The organism is Terrabacter aeriphilus, from assembly GCF_039542985.1.
Classification (GTDB): domain Bacteria; phylum Actinomycetota; class Actinomycetes; order Actinomycetales; family Dermatophilaceae; genus Terrabacter; species Terrabacter aeriphilus.
Map to the genome: position 1 here is coordinate 109,957 of NZ_BAABIW010000024.1, position 22,078 is coordinate 132,034.

A 22,078-nucleotide genomic window follows, 5' to 3' on the forward strand; every position below is an offset into this window, starting at 1 on the left:
CCGTCAGGGCGAGTCCTCGAGGAGGTGCTCGACGAGCGGGACGGTGCGGTGGTCGATCCGGGTCGCGAGCGAGATGACCGTCGACGCCCGGGTCACGTGGGCGTCGTCGACGACGCGGTCGATGACGCGCTGGAGGTCGGCGTTGTCGCGCCCGACGATGCGGATGAGCACGTCGCCCGAGCCGGTGATGGTGTGCGCCTCGAGCACCTCGGGGATCGCGGCCAGGTGGTCGACGACGGGGGAGTGCCCGCCCCGGCCCTGGCGGATCTCGAGGGTGCAGAAGGCCGTGACGGGGTAGCCGAGGGCGGCCGGGTCCACGTCGGGCGCCATCGAGCGCAGCACGCCCGTGCGCTGCAGCCGCTCGAGCCGGGCCTGCACGGTGCCGCGGGCCACGCCGAGGCGCCGCGACGCACCGAGCACGCCGATACCGGGCTCGGTGAGCAGCAGCAGCAGGATCCGGCAGTCCAGCGGGTCGACCGGCGCGCGGGCCGTGGGGGACGAGGGCGTGGTCATGGGCAGAGTGTCCAGCACCACCCGGCATACGGGCAACACATTGTGCATGCTGCCCAGCGCCAGCGCGTGCTGTTGCACACCCGCACCGGCTCGGCCACCCTCGCACCATGACCGACACGATGCCGACCCCGGCCGCCGAACTCACCGACCAGGAGCGCGAGGCCGACCTCGACCTCAACCAGCTCAAGCAGCTCGTCGGCCTCGTCGAGTACGACGAGAACGCCGACGTCTTCCCCGTGACCGGGTGGGACGCGATCGTCTTCGTCGCGGGCAACGCCACGCAGAGCGCGCACTACTACCAGAGCGCGTGGGGCATGGAGCTCGTCGCCTACTCGGGCCCCGAGAACGGCAACCGCGACCACAAGGCGTTCGTGCTCAAGAGCGGCTCGATCCGCTTCGTCGTCAAGGGCGCCGTCGACCCCGACAGCCCGCTCGCCGACCACCACCGCCGCCACGGCGACGGCGTCGTCGACATCGCGCTCGAGGTGCCCGACGTCGACAAGTGCATCGCCCAGGCCGTCAGGGCGGGCGCGACGGTCCTCGAGGAGCCGACGAACCACACCGACGAGTTCGGCACGGTGCGCACGGCCGCCATCGCCACCTACGGCGAGACCCGCCACACCCTCGTGCAGCGCCAGGTCGACGGGCAGACGTATGCCGGTCCGTACCTCCCGGGCTACCAGCCGGCGGCCTCGTCCCACGAGAAGCGCGACGGCCAGCCCAAGCGCCTCTTCCAGGCGCTCGACCACATCGTCGGCAACGTCGAGCTCGGCCACATGGACGAGTGGGTCTCCTTCTACAACCGCGTCATGGGCTTCGTGAACATGGCCGAGTTCATCGGCGACGACATCGCCACCGACTACTCCGCCCTCATGAGCAAGGTCGTCGCGAACGGCAACCACCGGGTGAAGTTCCCGCTCAACGAGCCGGCCATCGCCAAGAAGAAGAGCCAGATCGACGAGTACCTCGAGTTCTACCGCGGCGCCGGCGCCCAGCACCTCGCCGTCGCGACGAACGACATCCTCGCCTCGGTCGACGCCCTGCGGGCCAACGGCGTCGAGTTCCTCGACACCCCCGACAGCTACTACGAGGACGAGGCGCTGCGCGAGCGCATCGGCAACGTCCGCGTGCCGATCGAGGAGCTGCAGGAGCGCAAGATCCTCGTCGACCGCGACGAGGACGGCTACCTGCTGCAGATCTTCACCAAGCCGCTCGGGGACCGCCCGACCGTCTTCTTCGAGCTCATCGAGCGGCACGGCTCGCTCGGCTTCGGCAAGGGCAACTTCAAGGCGCTCTTCGAGGCGATCGAGCGCGAGCAGGACAAGCGCGGCAACCTCTGAGGCCGCGCGGGTCGACCGCGCTCCTCACGCGACCCCGGTCCCGGCATGCCGGGACCGGGGTTGCTCCGGCTCGTGGCACAGTTGAGCCATGAGCCAGCAGCCCTCCGGGTGGTACGACGACCCGAGCAACCCCGACATGCTCCGTTACTGGGACGGGGTGTCGTGGACGAACCACACCGCTCCGCGCAAGTCGCCGACGGCGGGGCAGGGCTCGTCGGGTGGCTCGGCGACGGGCTCGGCGACGGGCTCGGTGGGCGTGGACCGCACGGGTGCGGCAGCGCCGACGCCGACCCGGCCGGAGCTCGGCCGGCAGACCGGCGTGCCCCAGGCGCCGCAGCAGCCCCAGCAGTACTACCAGCAGGCCCCGGCCAACGCCCAGTGGATGCACGACATCCGCACCACGGCCGACGGTGTGCAGCTCGCCTCGTGGGGCAAGCGCTTCGGCGCGTGGGTGATCGACGGGATCATCCTCGCGATCGTCGGTGGGTTCATCTCGTGGTTCGCCACCCCGACCCTCTCGACGCGCTTCGGTGAGCTCGTCGACGCGGCCGAGGCGGGCGACCAGGCGCGGCTCACGGCCATCCAGGGCGACCTGGCCGGCCCGGTGCTGCAGTTCTCCATCGTGCTGTGGCTCGTCACGACGGCCTATTGCCTCATCTTCTGGACGACCACGGGCCAGACGCCCGGCAAGCTGGCGCTCGGCATCAGCGTCCGGCGCGCGGACCGGCCGGGTCCGCTGCCGATCGGCACCGCGGTGCTGCGCCGGGTCGTTCCGCTCGTCGGCCAGTTCGTGCCGTTCCTCTCGCTGCTCGACGGGCTCTGGCCGCTCTGGGACGACAAGCGGCAGGCCCTGCACGACAAGGTCGCCGGCACCCAGGTCGTCGAGGGCAAGCAGCCGCGCCACCAGGCCTGAGCCCTCGACGTCGCTTGCGCCGCTGTCGGTGGTCGGCGCGAGAATAGGGGGTGCCCAGGACGCACTCCTCGCCCCCTCGGAGGTCTTGTGACCGCTCCCGCCGCTCCGGCCGCACCTGACTACCCCGACACCATCGACGCGGCGGTCCTCAAGATCGCCGGCGTCGTCGTGCTCGGCGCCATCATGTCGATCCTCGACATCACCGTCGTCAACATCGCGCTGACGAAGTTCCAGACGGAGTTCGCCGAGCCCGGCGGAGCGCCGCTGCTCTACTCCACCGTGGCGTGGACGGTGACGGCCTACACGCTCGCGCTCGCCACGGTCATCCCGCTCACCGGCTGGGCGGCCGACCGCTTCGGCACCAAGCGGCTCTACATCATGGCCGTCGTCCTCTTCACGGCCGGCTCGGCGCTCTGCGCCACCGCGGGGTCGATCGAGGTGCTCATCGGCTACCGCGTGCTGCAGGGTCTCGGCGGCGGCATGCTGATGCCGCTCGGCATGACGATCATGACCCGGGCCGCAGGCCCGGCTCGGATGGGCCGGCTGATGGCCGTCCTCGGCATCCCCATGCTGCTCGGCCCGATCTTCGGCCCGATCCTCGGCGGCTGGCTCATCGACAACTACTCGTGGCACTGGATCTTCCTCATCAACGTGCCGATCGGCATCGTCGCCGTGGCCTACGCGCTCTGGGCGCTGCCGTCCGACGCGCCCGAGCCCTCCGAGTCGTTCGACGTCGTCGGCATGCTCCTCATGTCGCCCGGCCTCGCGCTCTTCCTCTACGGCGTCAGCTCGATCCCGGGTGAGCGCACCGTCGGCTCGGCGAAGGTCCTCGTGCCCGGGCTCGTGGGCCTGGCGATGATCGCGGCTTTCGTCGTCTACAGCTTCCGGCCGAAGCACCCGCTGCTCGACCTGCGGCTGTTCTCCAACCGGCGCCTCACCGTCGCGACCATCACGATGTTCCTCTTCGGCGCGGCGTTCTTCGGCGGTCTGCTCCTCGTGCCGCAGTACCTCCAGCAGGTGCGCGGCGAGACCCCGCTCCACGCGGCCTACCTCATGGTGCCGCAGGGCGTCGGCGCGATGCTGACGATGCCGGTCGCGGGGGCGCTCGCCGACAAGCTGCCGGTCGGGCGCATCGTCCCGTTCGGCCTGCTGCTCATCACCGGCGGGATGTTCGCGCTGACGCAGGTGACGGCCGAGACGTCGTACTGGGGCTACCTCATCCCGGTGCTCTTCGTCATGGGCCTCGGCATGGGCGGCACGATGATGCCGATCATGACCTCGGCCCTCAAGACGCTGACCCACCACCAGGTGGCCCGGGGCTCGACCCTGCTCAACATCACGCAGCAGATCGCGAGCTCGATCGGCGTCGCCGTCATCTCGGTCGTCTTCACGAACTACCTGACCGCGTCACCGACGGCGGGCGCCGTGCTCGCGGCGCAGTTCGATCCCGCGGTCAAGGAGCAGCTCGGCGCGCAGGGTCTGGCCCAGGCCGTCTCCGAGCTCGCCGACGTCTACGGCAAGACCTTCCTCATCGCGGCGATCCTCTGCGCGACGACCCTCGTCGCGGCTGCGTTCCTCCCGCGCCGGCACGAGAGCTCGCACCTGCTCGACGACGAGGCGCCGGCCGCACCCGTCGTCCTGCACTGACGGCGGGTCGCGAGCGGCGACCTGCGACCTCAGCGGGCCGGGCGGATGGTGCCGGTCACCTCGGCGATCCCGATGCGGGAGCCGCCGGGGCCCGGCGCCCAGGCCGTCATCGACACCGTGTCGCCGTCCTCGAGGAAGCCGCGGGTCGCACCGTCGCCGAGCCGGAGCGGCTCGGTGCCGTTCCACGTCAGCTCGAGCAGGCTGCCGCGGCTCTCGCGGGTGGGGCCGCTGATCGTGCCGGAACCGAAGAGGTCGCCGTCGCGGATCGAGGCGCCGTTGACGGTGAGGTGCGCGAGCATCTGGGCCGGTGACCAGTACATGCCGGCGTGCTCGGGGCGCGAGACCACCGTGCCGTTGAGCGCCACCTCGACGTGCACGTCGAGCCCGAAGGCGTCGCCGCGCAGGTAGGGCAGGACCTCGGGGTCGGTCTGGCCCGGCAGGGCGACGCGGGCGGCGTCGAGCGCCTCGAGCGGGGTGACCCAGGCCGACACCGAGGTCGCGAAGGACTTGCCGAGGAAGGGGCCGAGCGGCACGTACTCCCAGGCCTGCAGGTCACGCGCGCTCCAGTCGTTGAGCAGCACGACGCCGAAGAGGTGGTCGGCGGCCTCGTCGACCGACACGCGGGAGCCGAGGGCCGTCGCGCCGCCGACGACGTAGCCGAGCTCGGCCTCGATGTCGAGGCGGATGCTCGGCCCGAAGACGGGGGCGGGGTCGTTCGGTCCCTTGCGCTGGCCGGTCGGCCGCACGACGTCGGTGCCCGAGACGACCACGGTGCCGGCGCGGCCGTGGTAGCCGATCGGCAGGTGCTTCCAGTTCGGCGGCAGCGCGGCGTTGTCGGGCCGGAAGATCTGGCCGACGTTGCTCGCGTGGTCCTCGCTCGCGTAGAAGTCGACGTAGTCGGCCACCTCGATCGGCAGGTGGAGCACGACGTCGTCCAGGCGGTGCAGGTGCGGGGTGACGCGCTCGCGGTGCACGTCGTCGCCCAGCACCTCGGTGAGCCAGGCCCGCGCCGTCGTCCAGGCCGGTCGGCCGAGCGCGAGGAACGCGTTGAGGCTCGGGGTCTGCCACGCGGTCGCGAGGTCGGGACCGTCGCCGACGAGCCCGGCGTCGCGGCCGATGGCGGCGACCGCACCGGCGTCGAGGACGAGGTCGCCGATGCGCACGCCCACGCGCGGCGTCGGGTCGCCGGCCGGGTGGAAGACGCCGTAGGGGAGGGTGTCGATGCCGAACGGGTGGTCGTCGGGCACGTCGAGCCAGGTGGTCACCGCTGCTGCTCCTTCGGGGGGACGGACGGGATGAGGCCGAGGGCCTCGAGCTCGCGCAGCGGGTCGAGCACGCCGCAGCAGCCGTAGGACGTGAAGCTGGCTCGCACGCGTTCGGCGTCGAGGGGCCCGAGCGAGGAGACGGCGGTGACGAGCACCTCGGTGTCGCGTCGCGCGAGCTCACCGGCGAGCTCGTCGGCCTCCGCGCCGTGCAGCGCCTCGTGCGTCGCGAGCAGCACGTTGAGCACGCCGTGGCCGTCCTCGCCGTCGTGGCGCCCACGCACCGTGTGGTGGAGACCTCCGGTCAGCTTGAAGGACAGGCCGCGCAGCACCGTGGCGTCGAGGAAGCCGGCCAGCGTCGACTCGTCGGGCCAGCGCCACGACGCGGTGGGGCCGGTGCGGAACTTCACCGTGACGTCGTGCTCATCGTCGACGGCGGCCGCGACGTCGTCGAGCGCGCGCTCCTGCTCCTCGCCCAGCCCGACCTCGACGACGACCGGCAGCTCCACCGCGAGCAGGTCGCGCCACGTGTCCGACCAGCCGACCTCGGCCGCCACGACGACGACGCGGGTGTCGGTGCGCAGGGCCTCGAGGCCGGCCGTGACCGTCGCGGTCGGCGTGCCGGGCCGGGCCACGAGCCCGACCTCGAGCGGGGCGTCGCCGGTGCGGGCGTCCGCGGCCGCGAGCTCGGCGACCTCCCGGGCGGACGCGGCCGGCACGAGCAGCGCGCCGACGTGGGCGGCATACGGGCCGGTGCGCCGGTCGAGGTGCTCGCGGACGGCCACGTCGAGCGGGGCGAGCCCCGGCGGGAAGACGGCGGCGTCGTCGACGAGGCGGTCGAAGAGGGGCGCGAACGGCGTCCTTGACATGGTCGGGAGCGTACTCCACTGTGGCAATAGCGATACAGCGACGTCCGCTGAGCGGACGTCGCATGGACATGAGAGGCGACGGTCATGGCGCACTACCTGGCGATGGGCAGCATCCCCCCGAAGCGGCACACGCAGCACCGCCGACCGGCGAGCGGGGAGGCGCCCGGAGAGCTCTACTACGAGGAGCTCATGGGCGAGGAGGGCTTCAGCTCCGACAGCTCGCTCCTCTACCACCGCAACATCCCGTCGACGACGATCGCCTCGGCCGTGTGGGAGCTGCCCGACCAGTCCACGACGCCGAACCACCCGCTCGTGCCACGCCACCTCAAGCTGCACGACCTCTTCGACGCCGCTGCCGTGGCCGGCACCGACGTCGTCACCGGGCGCCGTCTCGTGCTGGGCAACGGTGACGTCCGCATCTCCTACGTCGTCGCCGGCGCGCCGAGCCCGTGGTACCGCAACGGCATCGGTGACGAGTGCGTCTACGTCGAGCGCGGCCGGGCGCGGGTCGAGACGGTGTTCGGCGCGTTCGAGGTGGCCGAGGGCGACTACGTCGTCATCCCGCGCGCGACGACGCACCGCTGGATCCCCGAGCCGTCGGACACCGACCCGCTCCGGGCCTACTGCATCGAGGCGAACAGCCACATCGCCCCGCCCAAGCGCTACCTCAGCAAGTACGGTCAGCTGCTCGAGCACGCGCCCTACTGCGAGCGCGACCTGCGCCAGCCGGACGGGCCGCTCCTCGCCGAGCACGTCGGCGAGAGCCCCGACGCGCAGACCGACGTGCTCATCAAGCACCGCGGCAACGGACCCGGCGGCGTGGTGGGCACGGTCCACACGCTGCCCTTCCACCCGCTCGACGTCGTCGGGTGGGACGGCTGCCTCTACCCCTACGTCTTCAACGTGCGTGACTTCGAGCCGATCACCGGCCGGATCCACCAGCCGCCGCCCGTGCACCAGGTCTTCGAGGGCTGGAACTTCGTGATCTGCAACTTCGTGCCGCGCAAGGTCGACTACCACCCGCTCGCCATCCCGGTGCCCTACTACCACTCGAACGTCGACAGCGACGAGATCATGTTCTACGTCGACGGCGACTACGAGGCGCGCAAGGGGTCGGGGATCGGCCGCGGCTCGGTCTCCGTGCACCCGGGCGGGCACCCGCACGGCCCCCAGCCGGGCGCGACCGAGGGGTCCATCGGCGTGGAGGGCTTCGACGAGCTGGCCGTCATGGTCGACACGTTCCGTCCTCTCGAGCTCGGCGAGGGCGGGCGTGCCGTCGACGACGGCCGCTACGCGATGTCGTGGTCGCGGGGCGCCGCCGGCTCCGGCGGCGCGCACTCCGAGGGCTGAGCGCGATGAGCGGTGCCGAGGCGGCGCCGAGGGGGGAGTCCTCCCAGGCCCTCGACCGCGGCATCCGTCTGCTCGAGCTGCTCGCTGCCACAGGCGAATCCGCGGGGCTGACCATCACCGAGCTCGCCGCCGCGCTCGGCGTCGGGCGTCCCGTCGTCTACCGGCTCGTCACGACGCTCGAGCTGCACCACCTCGTCGCCCGTGCGACGGACGGGCGGGTGCGCCTGGCCCTCGGCATCAGCCGCCTCGCGTCGGCGGTGACGCCGGTCGTGCGCGCGGAGGCCCGCCCCGTGCTGCGCGAGCTGGCCGACGCGGTCGGGGCCACCGCGCACCTGACGATCGCCGAGGGAGACGAGGCGCTCGCGCTCGTCGTCGTCGAGCCGTCGTGGACCGACGTCCACGTCGCCTACCGGTCGGGCGCCCGGCACGGGCTCGACCAGGGCGCGGCCGGCCGCGCGATCCTCGCGGGCCGGGCGGGCCGCAGCGGCCCGGTCTCGACGGACGGCGAGCTCCAGGCCGGCGCGCACGGGCTCGCCCTCGCCCTGACCGTCGCCGGTGACGCGCGTGGGGCTGCGGACGGGGGCCCCGGCGTCGAGGCCTCGGTCGGCGTCGTCTCGCTGGAGCCCCTCGACGCCCGGGTCGTGGGCCCGCGCCTCGAGCACGCGGCCGCGGCGCTGCGGTCCGTGATCCGCTAGGCCGGCACGGTGGGGGAGCCGAGCAGCCGCACGCCGGCCTCGGCCAGCTGGGCGAGCGCGGCCTCGGTGGTCGCCCGGGCGACGCCCGCGGTGAGGTCGAGCAGCACGACGGTCTCGAAGCCCTCGCGCCGGGCGTCGAGCGCCGTGGCGCGCACGCAGTGGTCCGTCGCGATGCCGACGACGTCGACCCGGGTCACGTCGCGCTCGCGCAGCCACGTCGCGAGGGCCACCTGCTCGTCGTCGGCCGAGCGGCCCTCGAAACCGCTGTAGGCGGCGGCGTGCTCGCCCTTGCGGAACACTGCTTCGACGACGTTCAGGGCAGGCGCGAGCTGGGAGTGGAAGTCCGCGCCGTCGCTGTCGGCCACGCAGTGCACCGGCCACGAGTCGACGTAGTCGGGCGTCGTCGAGAAGTGGTCGCCGGGGTCGACGTGCCAGTCCGCGGTGGCGACGACGTGGTCGTAGTCGGCGAGGTGGGCGGACACGTGCTCGCCGATGTGCAGCGCGACGTCCGCGCCGCCGGCGACGGCGAGCGACCCGCCTTCGCAGAAGTCGTTCTGGACGTCGACGACGACCAGTGCCCTTCCCGTGCGTTCGACCGTGGATTCGCCCATGGCTCAGTCCTCCTCGTAGACGGTGGGGATGACGGGCTCTCCGCGGGACAGCTGCCTGGCAGCCCGGGGGAGCTCGGCGCGCGAGGCCTCGTGACGGGCCCGTGCCTCGTGGATGTCCTGGTGGTCGACGACCTCGCCGCCCCGGACGAGCTCGACCATGAGGGGGCGGTCGTCGCCGTCGCTGCGCGGCATCTCACCGATGCCGATGACCTCCGCCTGCGCGACGCCGGAGCTGCTGAGCCGGCGCATGGCCCACTTGCGCCCGCCGACCGACGTCTTGTCCTTGCTCTTCTTCGCGACTCCGCGCATGACGCCCGACGCGTCCTCGCGCTGGACGAGCTTGTAGACCATGGACGCCGTCGGCGACCCGGAGCCCGTCACGAGCGCCGTGCCCACCCCGTAGCCGCTGACCGGCCCGGCGGCGAGGGCCGCGATGGCGTACTCGTCGAGGTCGGAGGTGACGATGATGCGCGTGTCGGTGTTGCCCGCGGCGTCGAGCTGCGCGCGCACCTCGGTGGCCTGGATGAGCAGGTCGCCCGAGTCGAGGCGCACCGCGCCCAGCTCGGGCCCGGCGATCTCCATCGCGAGCTCGACAGCGGCATGCACGTCGTAGGTGTCGACGAGGAGCGTCGTGCCCTTGCCGAGCGCCTCCACCTGCGCCGTGAACGCCTCTCGCTCGGAGTCGTAGAGCAGGGTGAAGGCGTGGGCGGCCGTGCCCGTCGTCGGCACGCCGTGGCGGCGGCCCGCCTCGAGGTTGCTCGTCGCGTCGAAGCCGGCGACGTAGGCCGCCCGCGCCGCGGCGACGGCCGCCTCCTCGTGCGTGCGGCGCGACCCCATCTCGATGCACGGCCGGCCACCGGCCGCCGTCGTCATGCGGGAGGCCGCCGAGGCGATCGCCGTGTCGTGGTTGAGGATCGAGAGCACGAGTGTCTCGAGCACGACCCCCTCCGCGAAGGTCGACTCGACGACGAGCACGGGGGACTGGGGGAAGTAGCACTCGCCCTCGGCGTAGCCGCTGACGTCGCCGGTGAAGCGGTAGTCGGCGAGCCAGTCGAGCGTCGGGCGGTCGACGACGTCCGCGCGCTCGAGGTCGGCCAGCTCGGCGTCACCGAAGCGGAAGCTCTCGAGGGCCTCGAGGAACCGGCCGGTGCCCGCGACGACGCCGTAGCGCCGCCCGTCCGGCAGGCGCCGGGCGAAGGCCTCGAAGACGCAGCGCCGGTGCGCCTCGCCGGACGCCAGGGCGGCCTGCAGCATCGTCAGCTCGTAGTGGTCGGTCAGCAGCGCCGTGCTCGCGGCGCGGGGGCTCGTCGGGCTCACGCCTCCACCCTAGGCGGCAGGTGCGCCCGTGCACCTAGGGTGGCCCTGTGACTGCAGCCGTGCTCTCCCTCGCACCCGTCGAGCAGGAGGTGACCTCCGAGTCGGAGGTCGTGGCGCCCGACCTGCCCTGGGTGACGCTCGTGTGGAACGACCCCGTCAACCTCATGACCTACGTGACGTGGGTCTTCGAGTCCTACTTCGGCTATCCCCGCAGCAAGGCCGAGAAGCTGATGATGGACGTCCACCTCAAGGGCCGGGCCGTCGTCTCCAACGGACCCCGCGAGTCGATGGAGCGCGACGCGGAGGCCCTGCAGGGCTACGGCCTCTGGGCCACCTTCGAGAAGGACTCCTGATGGCCCGGGCCTTCCTGCGCGAGCGCGACCACTTCGTCGCGCACCTCGACGCCACCGAGCGCACGGTGCTCTCGGGGCTCATGCAGCAGACCCGCCTGCTGCTCTCCCCCGAGATCGAGGCCACCGGCGACGTCTTCGACGACCTCGCCGCCTCGATCGGGCTCGCCCCTGACCCCGGCGACGCGGCGGGCGACCAGCCCGACCACCCCGAGCGCCGTGACCCCGCCCTCGACCGGCTGCTGCCGACGGCGCACCGGGGCGACGACCAGGTGGCGGCCGAGTTCCGGCGCCTCACCGAGGAGGGCCTGCGCCAGCGCAAGAGCGGCAACCTCGACGCCGCGGTGCGCGCCCTCGACGTGCCCGTCGGAGACCGGGTCGAGCTCGACCAGAGCCAGGCGCCCGCCTTCCTGATGGCCCTCACCGACGTGCGGCTGCTCCTCGGCGAGCGGATGGGGATGCGCACCGAGGAGGACGCCGAGGCGCTGCACGCCGCGATGGAGGAGGTCGACGACGACGACCCGCTCGGCTACGCGATGGCCTGGTACGACTTCCTCACCTGGCTGCAGGAGACGCTGACCCAGGCGGTGCTCGGCGACGACCTCGGCGACCTGCCGACGGCATACGCCGAGGACGACGACCTGGACGACGACCCGGACGACGAAAGGCCGGACGACCGACGGGTGTGATGCAGACGACCCACGGGTCCGGGGCCGCCGTCGGCGCCGGCACCTAGGCTCGATGCGTGGACGTCACCATCATCGGCTGCTCGGGATCCTTCGCGGGGCCGCACTCGCCGGCCTCGTGCTACCTCGTGCGTGCCGAGCACGAGGGGCGCACCTGGAGCATCCTGCTCGACCTCGGCAGCGGCGCGCTCGGACCGCTCCAGCGGCACGTGCAGCCGCATGCCGTCGACGCCGTCCTGCTCAGCCACCTGCACGTCGACCACTGCATCGACGTGTGCGGCCTCTACGTTGTGATGCGCTACGTGCCGGGCGGCCCGGGCCGCGACCGGCTGCCGGTGTGGGGCCCGCAGGGGAGCGGCGTGCACCTGGCACGGGCCTACGGCGGGGGCGAGGCCGACAGCCTCCTCGGGGTCTTCGACTTCCACGACGTGCGCGACCGCGAGCCGGTGACCATCGGCCCCTTCACCGTCACCCCCGTCCGCGTCGAGCACCCGGTGGATGCCTACGGCTACCGCGTCGAGGCGGGTGGGCGCGTGCTCGCCTACACCGGCGACACCGACACCTGCGCGGCCCTCGACGACCTGCTGACCGGCGCCGACCTCGTCCTCGCCGACTCGGCCTTCGTCGACGGGCGCGACGACGTGCCCGGCATCCACCTCTCGGGCCGCCGCGCGGCCGAGGCGGCCGTGCGGGCCGGCGGCGTCCAGCGCCTCATGCTGACGCACATCCCGGCGTGGAACGACCCCGAGGTGTGCCGCCAGCAGGCCGCCGCCGTGTGGCCGGGCCACGTCGAGCTCGCCGCGCCCGACGAGACCCACTGCGTGTGAGCGGGGCCGCACGCGCCCCCGTGGGTCAGCGGATGCCGCTGCGCGCGAAGCCCTGCACGAAGTAGCGCTGGAAGACGAGGAAGAGCAGGACCATCGGCCCGACGTTGAGCAGCGCGAAGGCCATCGTGCCGCCGTAGTCGGAGCCGAACTGCCCCTGGAGGTAGAGCAGCCCGATGGGCAGCGTGAAGAGCTCGTTCTGCTTGAGGGCGATGAGCGGCCACGCGAAGTCGTTCCACGTCTGGAGCAGCGTCATGAAGAAGAGCACGGCGATGAGTGGTCTCGACAGCGGCAGGACGATGCGGGTGAAGACCCGCACGTGCCCGGCGCCGTCGATGCGCGCCGCGTCGATGAGCTCGCGCGGGATGGCGAGGATGAACTGGCGCGAGAGGAACACGCCGAACGCCGACGCCGCCGTGGGCAGGATGACGGCCCAGTACGTGCCGTAGAGCTGCGCACCCGTCACGAGGCGGAAGAGCGGCACCATGATGACCTGCACGGGCAGCATCAGGGTCGAGAGCGCCACGAGGAAGAGCACGGTCGACCCGCGGAAGCGCAGGTGCGCGAAGGCGTAGCCGGAGAGCAGGCTGATCGAGACCGTGATGACGGCGACGACGAGCGAGATCGCGAGCGAGTTGCCGAACCACGTCGCCACCGGGAACGCGGAGAAGACCCGCTCGAAGTTCTCGGTCGTCAGGCTGCGCGGCCACAGGCGCACGTCGCCGCCGAGCAGCTCGGCGCGTGTCGAGAACGCGACGACGACCATCCAGTAGAGCGGGAAGAGGATGACGGCGGAGAGGACGACAGCGAGGAGCAGCCGCCCGACGTAACCGGCGCGCGACGACCTCATTCGACGAGGTCCCGCGTGCGGCTCGTGCGCCACCGGACGACGGTGAAGGCGAGCGTGAGGAGCAGCAGCACGATGCCGATGGCGGCGGCATACCCCTGGTCGCCGGTCACGAAACCGTTGTCGTAGGCGTAGGTGACGAGCACCGTCGTCGCGTTCTGCGGGCCGCCGCCGGTCATGACGAAGACGATGTCGAAGACCTGGAACGAGTAGACGACGTTGAGGATGAGCAGGAAGAACGACGACGGCCCGACGAGCGGCACCGTGAGGTGGCGGAAGCGCTGCCAGCCGCCTGCGCCGTCGAGACGCGCGGCCTCGTAGAGCTCGGGGTTGATGGCCTGCAGCCCCGCGAGGTAGATGAGCATGTTGAAGCCGACGCGCCACCACAGGGTGACGAGCACGACCGAGGCGAAGGCGGCGGTGCCGTCCGACTGCCAGCTGATCGCCGGCAGCCCGACGGCGCGCAGCACCTTGTCGACGACGCCCGTGTCCTGGTCGAAGACGAGCACGCCCATGAGCGCCGTCGCGACGCCGGAGATCGCCATCGGGAGGATGAGGATCGAGCGGAAGAGCCCCCGCGCCGGCAGCACCGAGTCGAGGAGCACGGCGATGCCGAGGCCGAGCGCCATCGACAGCGGGGTGACGAGGACGGTGAAGAGCAGCGTGTTGACGGTGGCCCGCCAGAAGACCGGGTCACGCACGAGCCGGGTGTAGTTGTCCAGCCCGACGAACTGGCCGGAGCCGAAGCCGTTCGTCCGCTCGAGGCTGATGACGGCGGCCCAGACGAGGGGGACGAGGACGAAGACGACGAGCAGCACGAGGTTGGGCGCGACGAAGGTGTAGCCGGTGAGCGCCTCGCCGCGCGCGAGCCCCGAACGACGCCTCCTCACGAGGCCGTGGCCGCGGCGATCCCGGCCGTCATGCCGGCGAGGGTCGTGGCCGTGTCCTGGCCGCCGACGAACGCCTGCTCGAGCTGGTCCTTGAGCACCGTGATGATCTTCGACATCGACGGCGACGCGACCTGCCCGGAGTCCTGCGCCTTCACCGCGCCGGCCTGCCCGATGAAGACGGGCGAGAGCTCGGGCCGCGTGGCGAAGGTGATGCCGGACGCGTTGAGGTCCTTGCGCGTCGGCAGGAGCGAGGCGTTCTCGCAGAAGCCCTTCATCGAGTCGGCCTGCGTCATGAAGTCGAGGAAGGCCGCGGCCAGCTCGGGCTTGCCCGTCTTCGCCGTCGCGACGAGGGCGTTGCCGCCGAAGTCGCTGGCGGAGCGCACGTTCCGCGGCGCGAAGGTCGCTCCCCACTCGAAGTCGAGGGTCTGCTGGGCGTCGGGGATGAGAAAGGCGCCGCCGAAGTTCATCGCCGTGGTCTGGGCGTACCAGAGGTCCGCCGCGAGCTTCGTCGACTTCACCGAGCTGTTCGGCGGCACGTAGCCGCGGGTGAAGAAGCTCTTCGTGAAGTCGACCGCCTGCCGGCCGGCGGCGGAGTCGATGGCCGGGGTGACGAGGTCATCGGCGAGGAACCGGCCGTCGGACTCGAAGAGCCACGTGAGCCAGCGGGTCACGCCGTTGCCCTGCCAGTTGTAGGCGAAGGGGTACCGGTCGGCGGGGAGGCTCCGGCGCAGCGCCTGCGCCACCTTCTCGAACTCGGCCCACGTCCAGGCGTCCTCGATCGACGTCGGCACGGCGTCGACGCCGGCCTTGGTGAGGGCGGCCTTGTTGTAGAGGATCGCCGTCGTGTCCGTGTGGTGCGGCACGCCGAACGGCTTGCCCCCGTTCTGCACGGCCGCCCAGGCCGCGGACGTGAACCGGTCGGAGAAGCCTCCCGGCAGGTGCGGGGTCAGGTCGAGCAGCTGGCCGCGGCCGGCATAGCTGCCGAACGTGTAGTAGGGCACCCGGAAGACGTCGGGCGGGTTGCCCGCCTGCAGCTGCGCGTCGATGTTGGTGAACATCTGCGCGTAGGGCACGGCGTTGAGCGTCACGGTCGAGCCGGGGTTGGCCTTCTGGAAGGCGGCGATGGCCGTGCGGAAGCCGGCCAGCTCGCTGTCGGTGCCCCACGTCGTGAAGCTGAGGGTGTCGGTGCCCGACGGGCTCGAGGAGGACTGCGGCGCGAAGCCACAGCTCGACAGGAGGGTGGGCAGCGCCACCAGTCCGGCAGCGGTGAGGAAGTGGCGGCGGTCGAGGTCCATGCGGCGCTCCTGAGGCTCGGGTGAGTGGTGTTTACCCGGCGTCGGGTCGACGTCACCGCGCCCGCGGATCTTGTCCAACGTTGGGCAGACGCCCCAGGTGGTGCGGAGCCGGATGACCCGGGTACGGACAGTGGCGCGGTGGCGGTCCGCCACCACCGCGACGACGTGAGCGACAGCTCCCACCACACCCAGGAGGCACCCGTATGCAGCAGCGCACCATCGGTGGACGGACGGTCAGTGCGATCGGGCTCGGCGGCATGCCGATGTCGATCGAGGGGCGACCGGAGCAGGAGCGCTCGGTCCGCACCATCCACGCCGCGCTCGATGCCGGCGTCACCCTCATCGACACGGCCGACGCCTACCACCGCGACGCCGACGAGGTCGGCCACAACGAGTTGCTCATCGCCGCGGCGCTGGGCTCGTGGTCGGGCGACGCCTCCACGGTCCTCGTCGCGACGAAGGGGGGCCACCTGCGTCCCGGCGACGGCTCGTGGACCCTCGACGGCCGTCCCGAGCACCTCAAGGAGGCGGCCAAGGCGTCGCTGGGCCGCCTCGGCGGGGACGCCCTCGGCCTCTACCAGTTCCACCGCCCCGACCCCGACGTGCCCTACGCCGAGTCGGTCGGTGCGCTGGCCGACCTCCTCGACGAGGGCGTCATCGAGATGGCCGGCATCTCCAACGCGAACCCCGACCAGATCCGCGAGGCCCAGCAGGTGCTCGGCGGCCGTCTCGTGTCGGTGCAGAACCAGTTCTCGCCGGCCTTCCGCAGCAGCCGCGCCGAGCTCGACCTGTGCGCCGAGCTCGGCATCGCGTTCCTGCCGTGGAGCCCGCTCGGTGGCATCAGCAAGGCCGGCGACCTCGGCAGCCGGCACGACGCCTTCGGCGAGGTGGCCCGCGCGCACGACGTCAGCCCGCAGCAGGTGGCGCTCGCCTGGGAGCTGGCCCTCGCCCCGGTCGTCGTCCCGATCCCGGGCGCCTCGCGGCCGCAGAGCATCGAGGACTCGGTGCGGGCGGTGGAGCTCGAGCTCGGCGCCGACGAGGTCGAGCGGCTCTCACAGGACACCCTGCAGGACTGAGCGGCGGGCCCGGCGGAGTTCTTACGGTCCGGGGACGGGCGTGCGCGCCCGTCCCCGGACCCCGCGGTTCCGGCCTACCGTGGAGACATGGTTAGCCTCAAGGGCATGACTGACCGACATGACGGACGTGCCCCCGACCAGACGCGCGAGGTGCGGATCACGCGCAACTGGCTGGACCATGCCGAGGGGAGCGTCCTCGTCGAGTTCGGCCGCACCCGGGTGCTCTGCGCCGCCTCGTTCACCGAGGGCGTGCCCCGCTGGCTCAAGGGCAAGGGCACCGGCTGGGTGACCGCGGAGTACGCGATGCTCCCGCGCGCGACGAACACCCGCTCCGACCGTGAGAGCGTCAAGGGCCGCATCGGCGGCCGCACCCACGAGATCAGCCGGCTCATCGGCCGCAGCCTGCGGGCCGTCATCGACACCAAGGCCCTCGGTGAGAACACGATCGTGCTCGACTGCGACGTGCTGCAGGCCGACGGCGGCACGCGCACGGCCGCCATCACCGGCGCCTACGTCGCGCTCGTCGACGCCATCGAGGACGCCCGGTCGCGGGGCCTGATCGCCGCCCGGGCGCAGCCGCTCACCGGTTCGGTGGCCGCGTGCTCGGTGGGGGTCGTCGCCGGACGCGCGGTGCTCGACCTCGACTACCCCGAGGACTCCACGGCCGAGACCGACATGAACGTCGTCATGACCGGCGACGGGCGCTTCATCGAGGTGCAGGGCACCGCCGAGGGCCGGCCCTTCGACCGTGACCTGCTCGACCAGCTGCTCGACCTCGCGGCGAAGGGGTGTGCCGACCTCACGACCCGCCAGCAGGCGGCGCTCGCCGCGGCCACCGACGGGGGTGAGGTGGCGTGACGAAGGTCGTCCTCGCGACCCGCAACGCCCACAAGGTCGAGGAGCTGCGCGAGATCCTCGCCGACGTCAGCGCCGACCTCGGTCTCGAGATCGTCGGTCTCGGCGACTTCCCCCACGCCCCCGACGTCGTCGAGGACGGCGTCACCTTCGAGCAGAACGCGATCCTCAAGGCGGCGTCCGCGGCGAACGCCACGGGCCTGCCCGCGCTCGCCGACGACTCCGGCCTCACCGTCGACGTGCTCGGCGGCGCCCCCGGCATCTTCAGCGCCCGGTGGTCCGGGGGAGGCGGCGACCGCGCCAACCTCGAGCTGCTCCTCGCGCAGCTCGGTGACGTGCGCGACGAGCACCGCGCCGCGGCGTTCGTCTGCGCGGCGGCGCTCGTCCTGCCGGACGGGCGAGCGGCGGCCGAGGTCGGTCGCTTCCCCGGTGCCGTCGCCCGGGAGCCCCGCGGCACCCAGGGTTTCGGCTACGACCCCGTCTTCGTCCCATCCGACCAGCCCGCGGGCGACGAACGCACCCTGGCGGAGTACGACGCCCAGGAGAAGAACCACGTCTCGCACCGGGCGCTCGCCTTCCGTGCACTCGTGCCACACCTGAAGGAGCACCTGAGGCCATGACGACCACCAGCCCGGCCACCCGTCCCGCGCCGACGCAGCCTCCCGCACGACCAGCGTGGTGGGGCCTGCTCGACGGGGTCGTGGCCGGGCTGCTCACCGTCGGTGTCGCGACGGTCGCGGCGGCCTTCCTCGTCTCCGTTGGCCAGAGCTCCGGGCAGCCGGCGCCGATCGCGGCGGTGAGCGGGGCCTTCATCGACCGGACGCCCCCGTGGCTCAAGGACTTCGCCATCGCCACGTTCGGCACGAACGACAAGCGGGCGCTGCTCGTCGGCACCGTCGTGGTCCTGACGGTCGCCTGCGCGGCGATCGGCGCGCTCGCCATGCGCCGCCTGACGGCCGGCCTCGTCGCCTTCGCGGTCGTGGGCCTCGTCGGTGCCGGCGCCGTGCTGACCCGGCCGGGTGCCGCGCCGCTCGACGTGCTGCCGACGCTCGTCGGCACCGCGGTGGGCCTGTGGTTCCTCAGCCGGGGCAGCGGCGCTGGGTCGTCGTCCGCCGCCGCCGCGGCCACCGCCTCGTCGACGGCCGGCCCGACCCGCCGGTGGGTCGTCGGAGGCGCCGTCGGCGCGGTCGCGGCCTGGCTCGGCACCCGTCTCGGCGGCGACTCGGCCGCGGCGACCGTCTCGCGCGACGCCCTCAAGGCCGTCCCGCTGCGCGGCACCACCCTGACCGTGCCCGCCGGAGCCGACCTCGGCGTGCCGGGCCTCACGCCCTACCTCGTGCCGAACGCCGACTTCTACCGCATCGACACGGCGATCGTCGTGCCGCGGATCGACGCGAACGAGTGGAAGCTCAAGGTCACGGGCATGGTCGAGCGTGAGGTGGAGATCGACTGGAAGACCTTGCAGAGCAAGCAGATGCACGAGGCCCTCGTCACGCTGACCTGCGTCTCGAACGAGGTCGGCGGCGACCTCGTCGGCAACGCCGTGTGGACCGGCTGGCCCGTCCGCGAGCTCCTGGCGATGGCCGGCCCGAAGGCGGGCGCCGACATGGTGCTCCAGACCAGCGTCGACGGCTTCACCGCCTCGACCCCGCTCGGCGCGCTCACCGACGACCGCAACGCGCTCCTCGCGATCCGCATGAACGGTGAGCCGCTGCCCTTCGAGCACGGGTTCCCCGTGCGGGTCGTCGTGCCCGGCCTCTACGGCTACGTGTCGGCGACGAAGTGGGTCACCGAGCTCAAGGTGACGACGTATGCCGACGACGTCGCCTACTGGACGCCGCGCGGGTGGTCGGCCATGGGGCCGATCAAGACGGCGTCCCGCATCGACGTGCCACGCGCGGGGGCGGTCGTCAAGGCCGGCACGGTCGCGGTGGCGGGCGTGGCGTGGGCACAGCACCGCGGCATCTCCAAGGTCGAGGTGCAGGTCGACCAGCAGCCTTGGGCCGCAGCCCGGCTCGCCGTCGACGCCAGCACCGACACGTGGCGCCAGTGGGTCTACGAGTGGCAGGCGACGGCCGGCAGCCACGACATCCGGGTGCGGGCCTACGACGCCTCCGGTGAGGTGCAGTCGCCGCTCGAGGCGCCGCCCGCGCCCGACGGCGCCACCGGCATCCACGTCGTCACCGTCCGGGTGGAGTGACGCCACGGGTCAGCCGGGTGCCGGTGCGACCCCGTCCCGCTCGTCGTCGCCGGCGCCGCTGCCGCTTCCTGCTCGACCCTGTCCACGGGTCACCTCCTGCTCGTCCCGCCTGGAGAGACCGGGCGGCTGGCAGCGCCTGCTGATGCGTGAGCCCGGGCAACTACAGTGGGGCCGCACCCGCGAGCGGACGTGGTGGAACTGGTAGACACGCAGGATTTAGGTTCCTGTGCCTCAGGTGTGCGGGTTCGAGTCCCGCCGTCCGCACGAGAGCACCCACCGCGGCGACGCCGACCGACCGGAACGGGTACGGGCTCGCCGACACGAGAACGAAGGAGCAGACCGTGACCGCTCGACTCGAGCCGGGCCAGCAGGCCCCCGGCTTCAGTCTCACCGACGACTCGGGGGAGACCGTCTCCCTCGCGGACTTCGCGGGCCGCAAGGTCATCGTCTACTTCTACCCGGCCGCCATGACGCCGGGCTGCACCAAGCAGGCCTGCGACTTCAGCGAGTCGCTCGACTCGCTCAAGAAGGACGGCTACGAGGTCGTCGGCATCTCCAAGGACAAGCCCGCGAAGCTCGCGGCGTTCCGGGAACGCGACCACCTCACCCTCCCGCTCCTCAGCGACGAGGACCTGTCGGTGCACCGCGCATACGGTGCGTGGGGCGAGAAGAAGCTCTACGGCAAGACCGTCGAGGGCGTCATCCGGTCGACGTTCGTCGTCGACGAGGAGGGCACGGTCAGCCACGCCCTCTACAACGTCAAGGCGACCGGCCACGTGGCCAAGCTCCGTCGCGACCTCGGCCTCGCCGACTAGAGTCGCACCACCCCGAAAGGAAGCCACATGAGCGACACCGCACGGATCGAGCAGGACATCCAGACCGCCCGCGCCCGCCTCGAGGGCACGGTCAACGAGCTGGCGTACCGCGCTCAGCCGCAGGTCATCGCGCAGCGGCAGCTGCAGGGGCTGAGGTTGCGCCTCGATGCGGCCACCCACACCGAGACGGGCGAGCTGCGCGTCGAGCGCATCGGCGCCGTCGTCGCCGCGGCCGTGGTCGTCGTCGTCGCGGTGGGGCTGCTCCGGCGTCGTCGCTGACCCGGGCCGGCGTCAGTCCGGTCGGAGGCCGAGGTGGCGCAGCAGGCCCGGCCCCGGCCACACCGGCTTCGTCGGCATCGGCCACCGCCTCGGGTCCTGCCGGTTGAGCAGCGCGTAGCGGTCGAAGCAGACCTGCTGCGACACCGGGCCGTAGAGGTCGGCGGCCTCGCCCATCCACGCGGCGCGGTGCTCGGCGCGATACGAGGCCGGCATCGATTTCCAGAGGGCCCGGTTGAACCGGCGCACCGCCGCGTTGCGCTCGCCGGGGCGGATCGCCTCGTCGTCGACGGGCGGCGCGGCCGTCAGCGTGACCGCGCCCCCGCCCGCCCCCGCGCCCCCGCCCGCCCCGCGCCCCCGCGCCCGAGGCCGGGGATCGGCACGCCCGCGAAGTCGGACGACCACCCGCGGTAGGGCTTGTTCCACGCGTCGGTCAGCCGGGCGATCGAGACCTCGCCGACGACGCCGTCGTGCGACCAGTCGGTCGACCGGACGAGGCCGCCCCCGACCGAGAGGGCGATGTGGCCGAACCGGCCGCCGCCCCAGTAGACGGGGGCGCCGGCGGGCGGGTCCCCGTCGGGGTGGCGACGGGTGGCGCGGTCCCAGGCCTCGATGGCGTGGTGCAGCCCGAAGTGGCGAGGGGCCGCCAGGCAGTTCCAGACGAACCGCGTGCACATGTCGACGTCGAAGGTCGTGAACCGCCGCGCGAGCGGCACGCTCTGCCCCGGCCCACGGATGTCGATGCCGCGGTCGTCGCCGCCCGGACCGTCGGTGGGCAGGTCCGGCTCGACGACCACCTCGACGCCGAGGCCCCGGCCCTGTCCCTCGTGCTCGCTGTGGGCCGTCCACGGGTCCTGCCCGCCGGTGTCGTGCGTCATGGCGTCTCCTTCGCGCAGCCCGGGCGCCCACCCACATCCGGGTGTCCTCCCATGGTGCAAGGGAGGACGCCCGCTGTCACGGTGATACACGGACCGGGGCGGCACGGCACACGGGAGCATGCGGAAGGCCCCCGTTCGGATCTCTCCGAACGGGGGCCTTCGAAAGTGCGCCGCCAGGGACTTGAACCCCGAACCCAGTGATTAAGAGTCACTTGCTCTGCCAATTGAGCTAGCGGCGCAACGAGGTGAAACGTTAGCAGCCGTCCCGGGCTGGGACAAAATCGGGCGGCCGCGGACGGGCGACCTGTCGCCCCGGGCGGATTCGACGGGCGCCCGGGAGGGCTACGGCGTCGCCGAGGCGGTCGAGATGAGCGAGAGCGCGAGGCTCACGACGATGACGCCGATGATGACACCGACCGTGATCCGCTGGGCCTTCTTGTTCCCCATGAGCATGGCCCCATTCTGCGGTATGCCGGTCGGTGCACCCCCACGGGTGCGCTCTAGCTGTACTCGGCCTGGACGTTGGTGACACGTAGGCGTTGACGATGAGGAGAACCTCCGGGTGAGGT

At 72.4% G+C, this 22,078-nt stretch carries 24 protein-coding genes and 2 tRNA genes; 15 read left to right on the forward strand and 11 right to left on the reverse strand.

The genetic code is table 11. From position 1 onward, the window contains the following. Positions 1–3: 3 nt before the first annotated feature. Entirely contained in the window at positions 4–513 is a 510-nt protein-coding gene (locus tag ABD979_RS17330; RefSeq protein ID WP_345508762.1) for an Lrp/AsnC family transcriptional regulator, read from the reverse strand. 107 nt (positions 514–620) lie between these two features. Here ABD979_RS17330 and hppD point away from each other — a divergent pair, with 107 nt between their 5' ends. The 3 genes from hppD (at position 621) to ABD979_RS17345 (ending at position 4,413) form a co-directional block, all read left to right on the forward strand. After that, complete coding sequence (gene hppD / locus ABD979_RS17335) at positions 621–1,853, forward strand: 4-hydroxyphenylpyruvate dioxygenase (RefSeq protein ID WP_345508763.1); 1,233 nt, start codon at positions 621–623, stop codon at positions 1,851–1,853. 88 nt (positions 1,854–1,941) lie between these two features. After that, positions 1,942–2,766 carry an RDD family protein gene (locus tag ABD979_RS17340; RefSeq protein WP_345508764.1) on the forward strand — a complete coding sequence of 275 codons (825 nt, stop codon included), beginning with the start codon at positions 1,942–1,944 and terminating at the stop codon, positions 2,764–2,766. An 87-nt stretch (positions 2,767–2,853) separates the two neighbouring features. Then, the gene (locus ABD979_RS17345; protein ID WP_345508765.1) at positions 2,854–4,413 is read left to right on the forward strand and encodes a DHA2 family efflux MFS transporter permease subunit; all 1,560 of its coding nucleotides are present in this window, start codon (positions 2,854–2,856) and stop codon (positions 4,411–4,413) included. A gap of 29 nt (positions 4,414–4,442) precedes the next feature. Here the strand turns inward: ABD979_RS17345 and fahA are convergent, their stop codons facing one another. Both fahA and ABD979_RS17355 read right to left on the reverse strand, forming a co-directional pair. After that, positions 4,443–5,678, reverse strand: coding sequence for a fumarylacetoacetase (fahA, locus tag ABD979_RS17350; protein WP_345508766.1), 1,236 nt, complete (start codon positions 5,676–5,678; stop codon positions 4,443–4,445). Beyond that, positions 5,675–6,544 (reverse strand): hypothetical protein, encoded by an 870-nt coding sequence (locus ABD979_RS17355; protein ID WP_345508767.1) that lies wholly within the window; start codon positions 6,542–6,544, stop codon positions 5,675–5,677. Before ABD979_RS17355 ends, fahA begins: the two co-directional genes overlap by 4 nt. 84 nt (positions 6,545–6,628) lie before the next feature. On the opposite strand from ABD979_RS17355, the gene ABD979_RS17360 reads away from it, so the two are divergent. Next, the gene (locus ABD979_RS17360; protein WP_345508768.1) at positions 6,629–7,894 is read left to right on the forward strand and encodes a homogentisate 1,2-dioxygenase; all 1,266 of its coding nucleotides are present in this window, start codon (positions 6,629–6,631) and stop codon (positions 7,892–7,894) included. Positions 7,895–7,899: 5 nt separating this feature from the next. Further along, on the forward strand, positions 7,900–8,589 hold the full coding sequence (locus tag ABD979_RS17365; protein ID WP_345508769.1) for a helix-turn-helix domain-containing protein: 690 nt from the start codon (positions 7,900–7,902) through the stop codon (positions 8,587–8,589). Here ABD979_RS17365 and ABD979_RS17370 read toward each other — a convergent pair. Together ABD979_RS17370 and ABD979_RS17375 are read right to left on the reverse strand one after the other, a co-directional pair. Continuing rightward, positions 8,586–9,200: an isochorismatase family protein gene (locus ABD979_RS17370; RefSeq protein ID WP_345508770.1), complete on the reverse strand. Its 615-nt coding sequence runs from the start codon at positions 9,198–9,200 to the stop codon at positions 8,586–8,588. The genes ABD979_RS17365 and ABD979_RS17370 overlap by 4 nt on opposite strands. Positions 9,201–9,203: 3 nt before the next feature. After that, a complete protein-coding gene (locus ABD979_RS17375) occupies positions 9,204–10,517 on the reverse strand; it encodes a nicotinate phosphoribosyltransferase (RefSeq protein WP_345508771.1) in 1,314 nt (437 codons plus the stop codon). A gap of 47 nt (positions 10,518–10,564) precedes the next feature. On the opposite strand from ABD979_RS17375, the gene clpS reads away from it, so the two are divergent. From clpS to ABD979_RS17390, 3 genes are read left to right on the forward strand one after another with little or no spacing between them, the layout of a single operon-like run. Then, on the forward strand, positions 10,565–10,870 hold the full coding sequence (gene clpS, locus ABD979_RS17380; protein ID WP_345508772.1) for an ATP-dependent Clp protease adapter ClpS: 306 nt from the start codon (positions 10,565–10,567) through the stop codon (positions 10,868–10,870). Then, positions 10,870–11,556 carry a DUF2017 domain-containing protein gene (locus ABD979_RS17385; RefSeq protein ID WP_345508773.1) on the forward strand — a complete coding sequence of 229 codons (687 nt, stop codon included), beginning with the start codon at positions 10,870–10,872 and terminating at the stop codon, positions 11,554–11,556. The genes clpS and ABD979_RS17385 overlap by 1 nt, the downstream gene beginning before the upstream one ends. Positions 11,557–11,612: 56 nt before the next feature. Next, a complete protein-coding gene (locus ABD979_RS17390; RefSeq protein WP_345508774.1) occupies positions 11,613–12,380 on the forward strand; it encodes an MBL fold metallo-hydrolase in 768 nt (255 codons plus the stop codon). A 25-nt stretch (positions 12,381–12,405) separates the two neighbouring features. On the opposite strand, the gene ABD979_RS17395 is transcribed toward ABD979_RS17390, so the two are convergent. Genes ABD979_RS17395 through ABD979_RS17405 form a run of 3 tightly spaced genes read right to left on the reverse strand, consistent with a single transcriptional unit; the run spans position 12,406 to position 15,409 of the window. Continuing rightward, positions 12,406–13,227, reverse strand: a complete 822-nt coding sequence (locus tag ABD979_RS17395) for a carbohydrate ABC transporter permease (RefSeq protein WP_345508775.1) — start codon at positions 13,225–13,227, stop codon at positions 12,406–12,408. After that, the gene (locus ABD979_RS17400) at positions 13,224–14,114 is read right to left on the reverse strand and encodes a carbohydrate ABC transporter permease (protein WP_345508776.1); all 891 of its coding nucleotides are present in this window, start codon (positions 14,112–14,114) and stop codon (positions 13,224–13,226) included. The genes ABD979_RS17395 and ABD979_RS17400 overlap by 4 nt, the downstream gene beginning before the upstream one ends. Continuing rightward, entirely contained in the window at positions 14,111–15,409 is a 1,299-nt protein-coding gene (locus ABD979_RS17405) for an ABC transporter substrate-binding protein (protein WP_345508777.1), read from the reverse strand. The genes ABD979_RS17400 and ABD979_RS17405 overlap by 4 nt, the downstream gene beginning before the upstream one ends. 203 nt (positions 15,410–15,612) lie before the next feature. On the opposite strand from ABD979_RS17405, the gene ABD979_RS17410 reads away from it, so the two are divergent. The 7 genes from ABD979_RS17410 (at position 15,613) to ABD979_RS17440 (ending at position 20,634) form a co-directional block, all read left to right on the forward strand. Next, complete coding sequence (locus tag ABD979_RS17410; RefSeq protein ID WP_345508778.1) at positions 15,613–16,485, forward strand: aldo/keto reductase; 873 nt, start codon at positions 15,613–15,615, stop codon at positions 16,483–16,485. 105 nt (positions 16,486–16,590) lie between these two features. Further along, positions 16,591–17,343: a ribonuclease PH gene (gene rph, locus ABD979_RS17415; RefSeq protein ID WP_345508779.1), complete on the forward strand. Its 753-nt coding sequence runs from the start codon at positions 16,591–16,593 to the stop codon at positions 17,341–17,343. Beyond that, positions 17,340–17,960, forward strand: a complete 621-nt coding sequence (rdgB, locus tag ABD979_RS17420) for an RdgB/HAM1 family non-canonical purine NTP pyrophosphatase (RefSeq protein WP_345508780.1) — start codon at positions 17,340–17,342, stop codon at positions 17,958–17,960. The genes rph and rdgB overlap by 4 nt, the downstream gene beginning before the upstream one ends. Further along, positions 17,957–19,540 (forward strand): molybdopterin-dependent oxidoreductase, encoded by a 1,584-nt coding sequence (locus ABD979_RS17425; RefSeq protein ID WP_345508781.1) that lies wholly within the window; start codon positions 17,957–17,959, stop codon positions 19,538–19,540. The genes rdgB and ABD979_RS17425 overlap by 4 nt, the downstream gene beginning before the upstream one ends. A 183-nt stretch (positions 19,541–19,723) precedes the next feature. Next, positions 19,724–19,804, forward strand: a tRNA-Leu gene (locus ABD979_RS17430). A 77-nt stretch (positions 19,805–19,881) separates the two neighbouring features. Beyond that, a complete protein-coding gene (gene bcp / locus ABD979_RS17435; RefSeq protein WP_345508782.1) occupies positions 19,882–20,355 on the forward strand; it encodes a thioredoxin-dependent thiol peroxidase in 474 nt (157 codons plus the stop codon). A 27-nt stretch (positions 20,356–20,382) separates the two neighbouring features. Beyond that, positions 20,383–20,634 (forward strand): DUF3618 domain-containing protein, encoded by a 252-nt coding sequence (locus ABD979_RS17440; protein ID WP_345508783.1) that lies wholly within the window; start codon positions 20,383–20,385, stop codon positions 20,632–20,634. 12 nt (positions 20,635–20,646) lie between these two features. Here ABD979_RS17440 and ABD979_RS17445 read toward each other — a convergent pair whose 3' ends face one another. The 3 genes from ABD979_RS17445 to ABD979_RS17455 form a co-directional block, all read right to left on the reverse strand. Then, positions 20,647–20,847: a hypothetical protein gene (locus ABD979_RS17445; protein WP_345508784.1), complete on the reverse strand. Its 201-nt coding sequence runs from the start codon at positions 20,845–20,847 to the stop codon at positions 20,647–20,649. Between the two features lie 89 nt (positions 20,848–20,936). Continuing rightward, on the reverse strand, positions 20,937–21,509 hold the full coding sequence (locus ABD979_RS17450) for a hypothetical protein (protein ID WP_345508785.1): 573 nt from the start codon (positions 21,507–21,509) through the stop codon (positions 20,937–20,939). A 166-nt stretch (positions 21,510–21,675) separates the two neighbouring features. Then, positions 21,676–21,748: transfer RNA gene (locus tag ABD979_RS17455), tRNA-Lys, on the reverse strand. Positions 21,749–22,078: the final 330 nt, after the last annotated feature.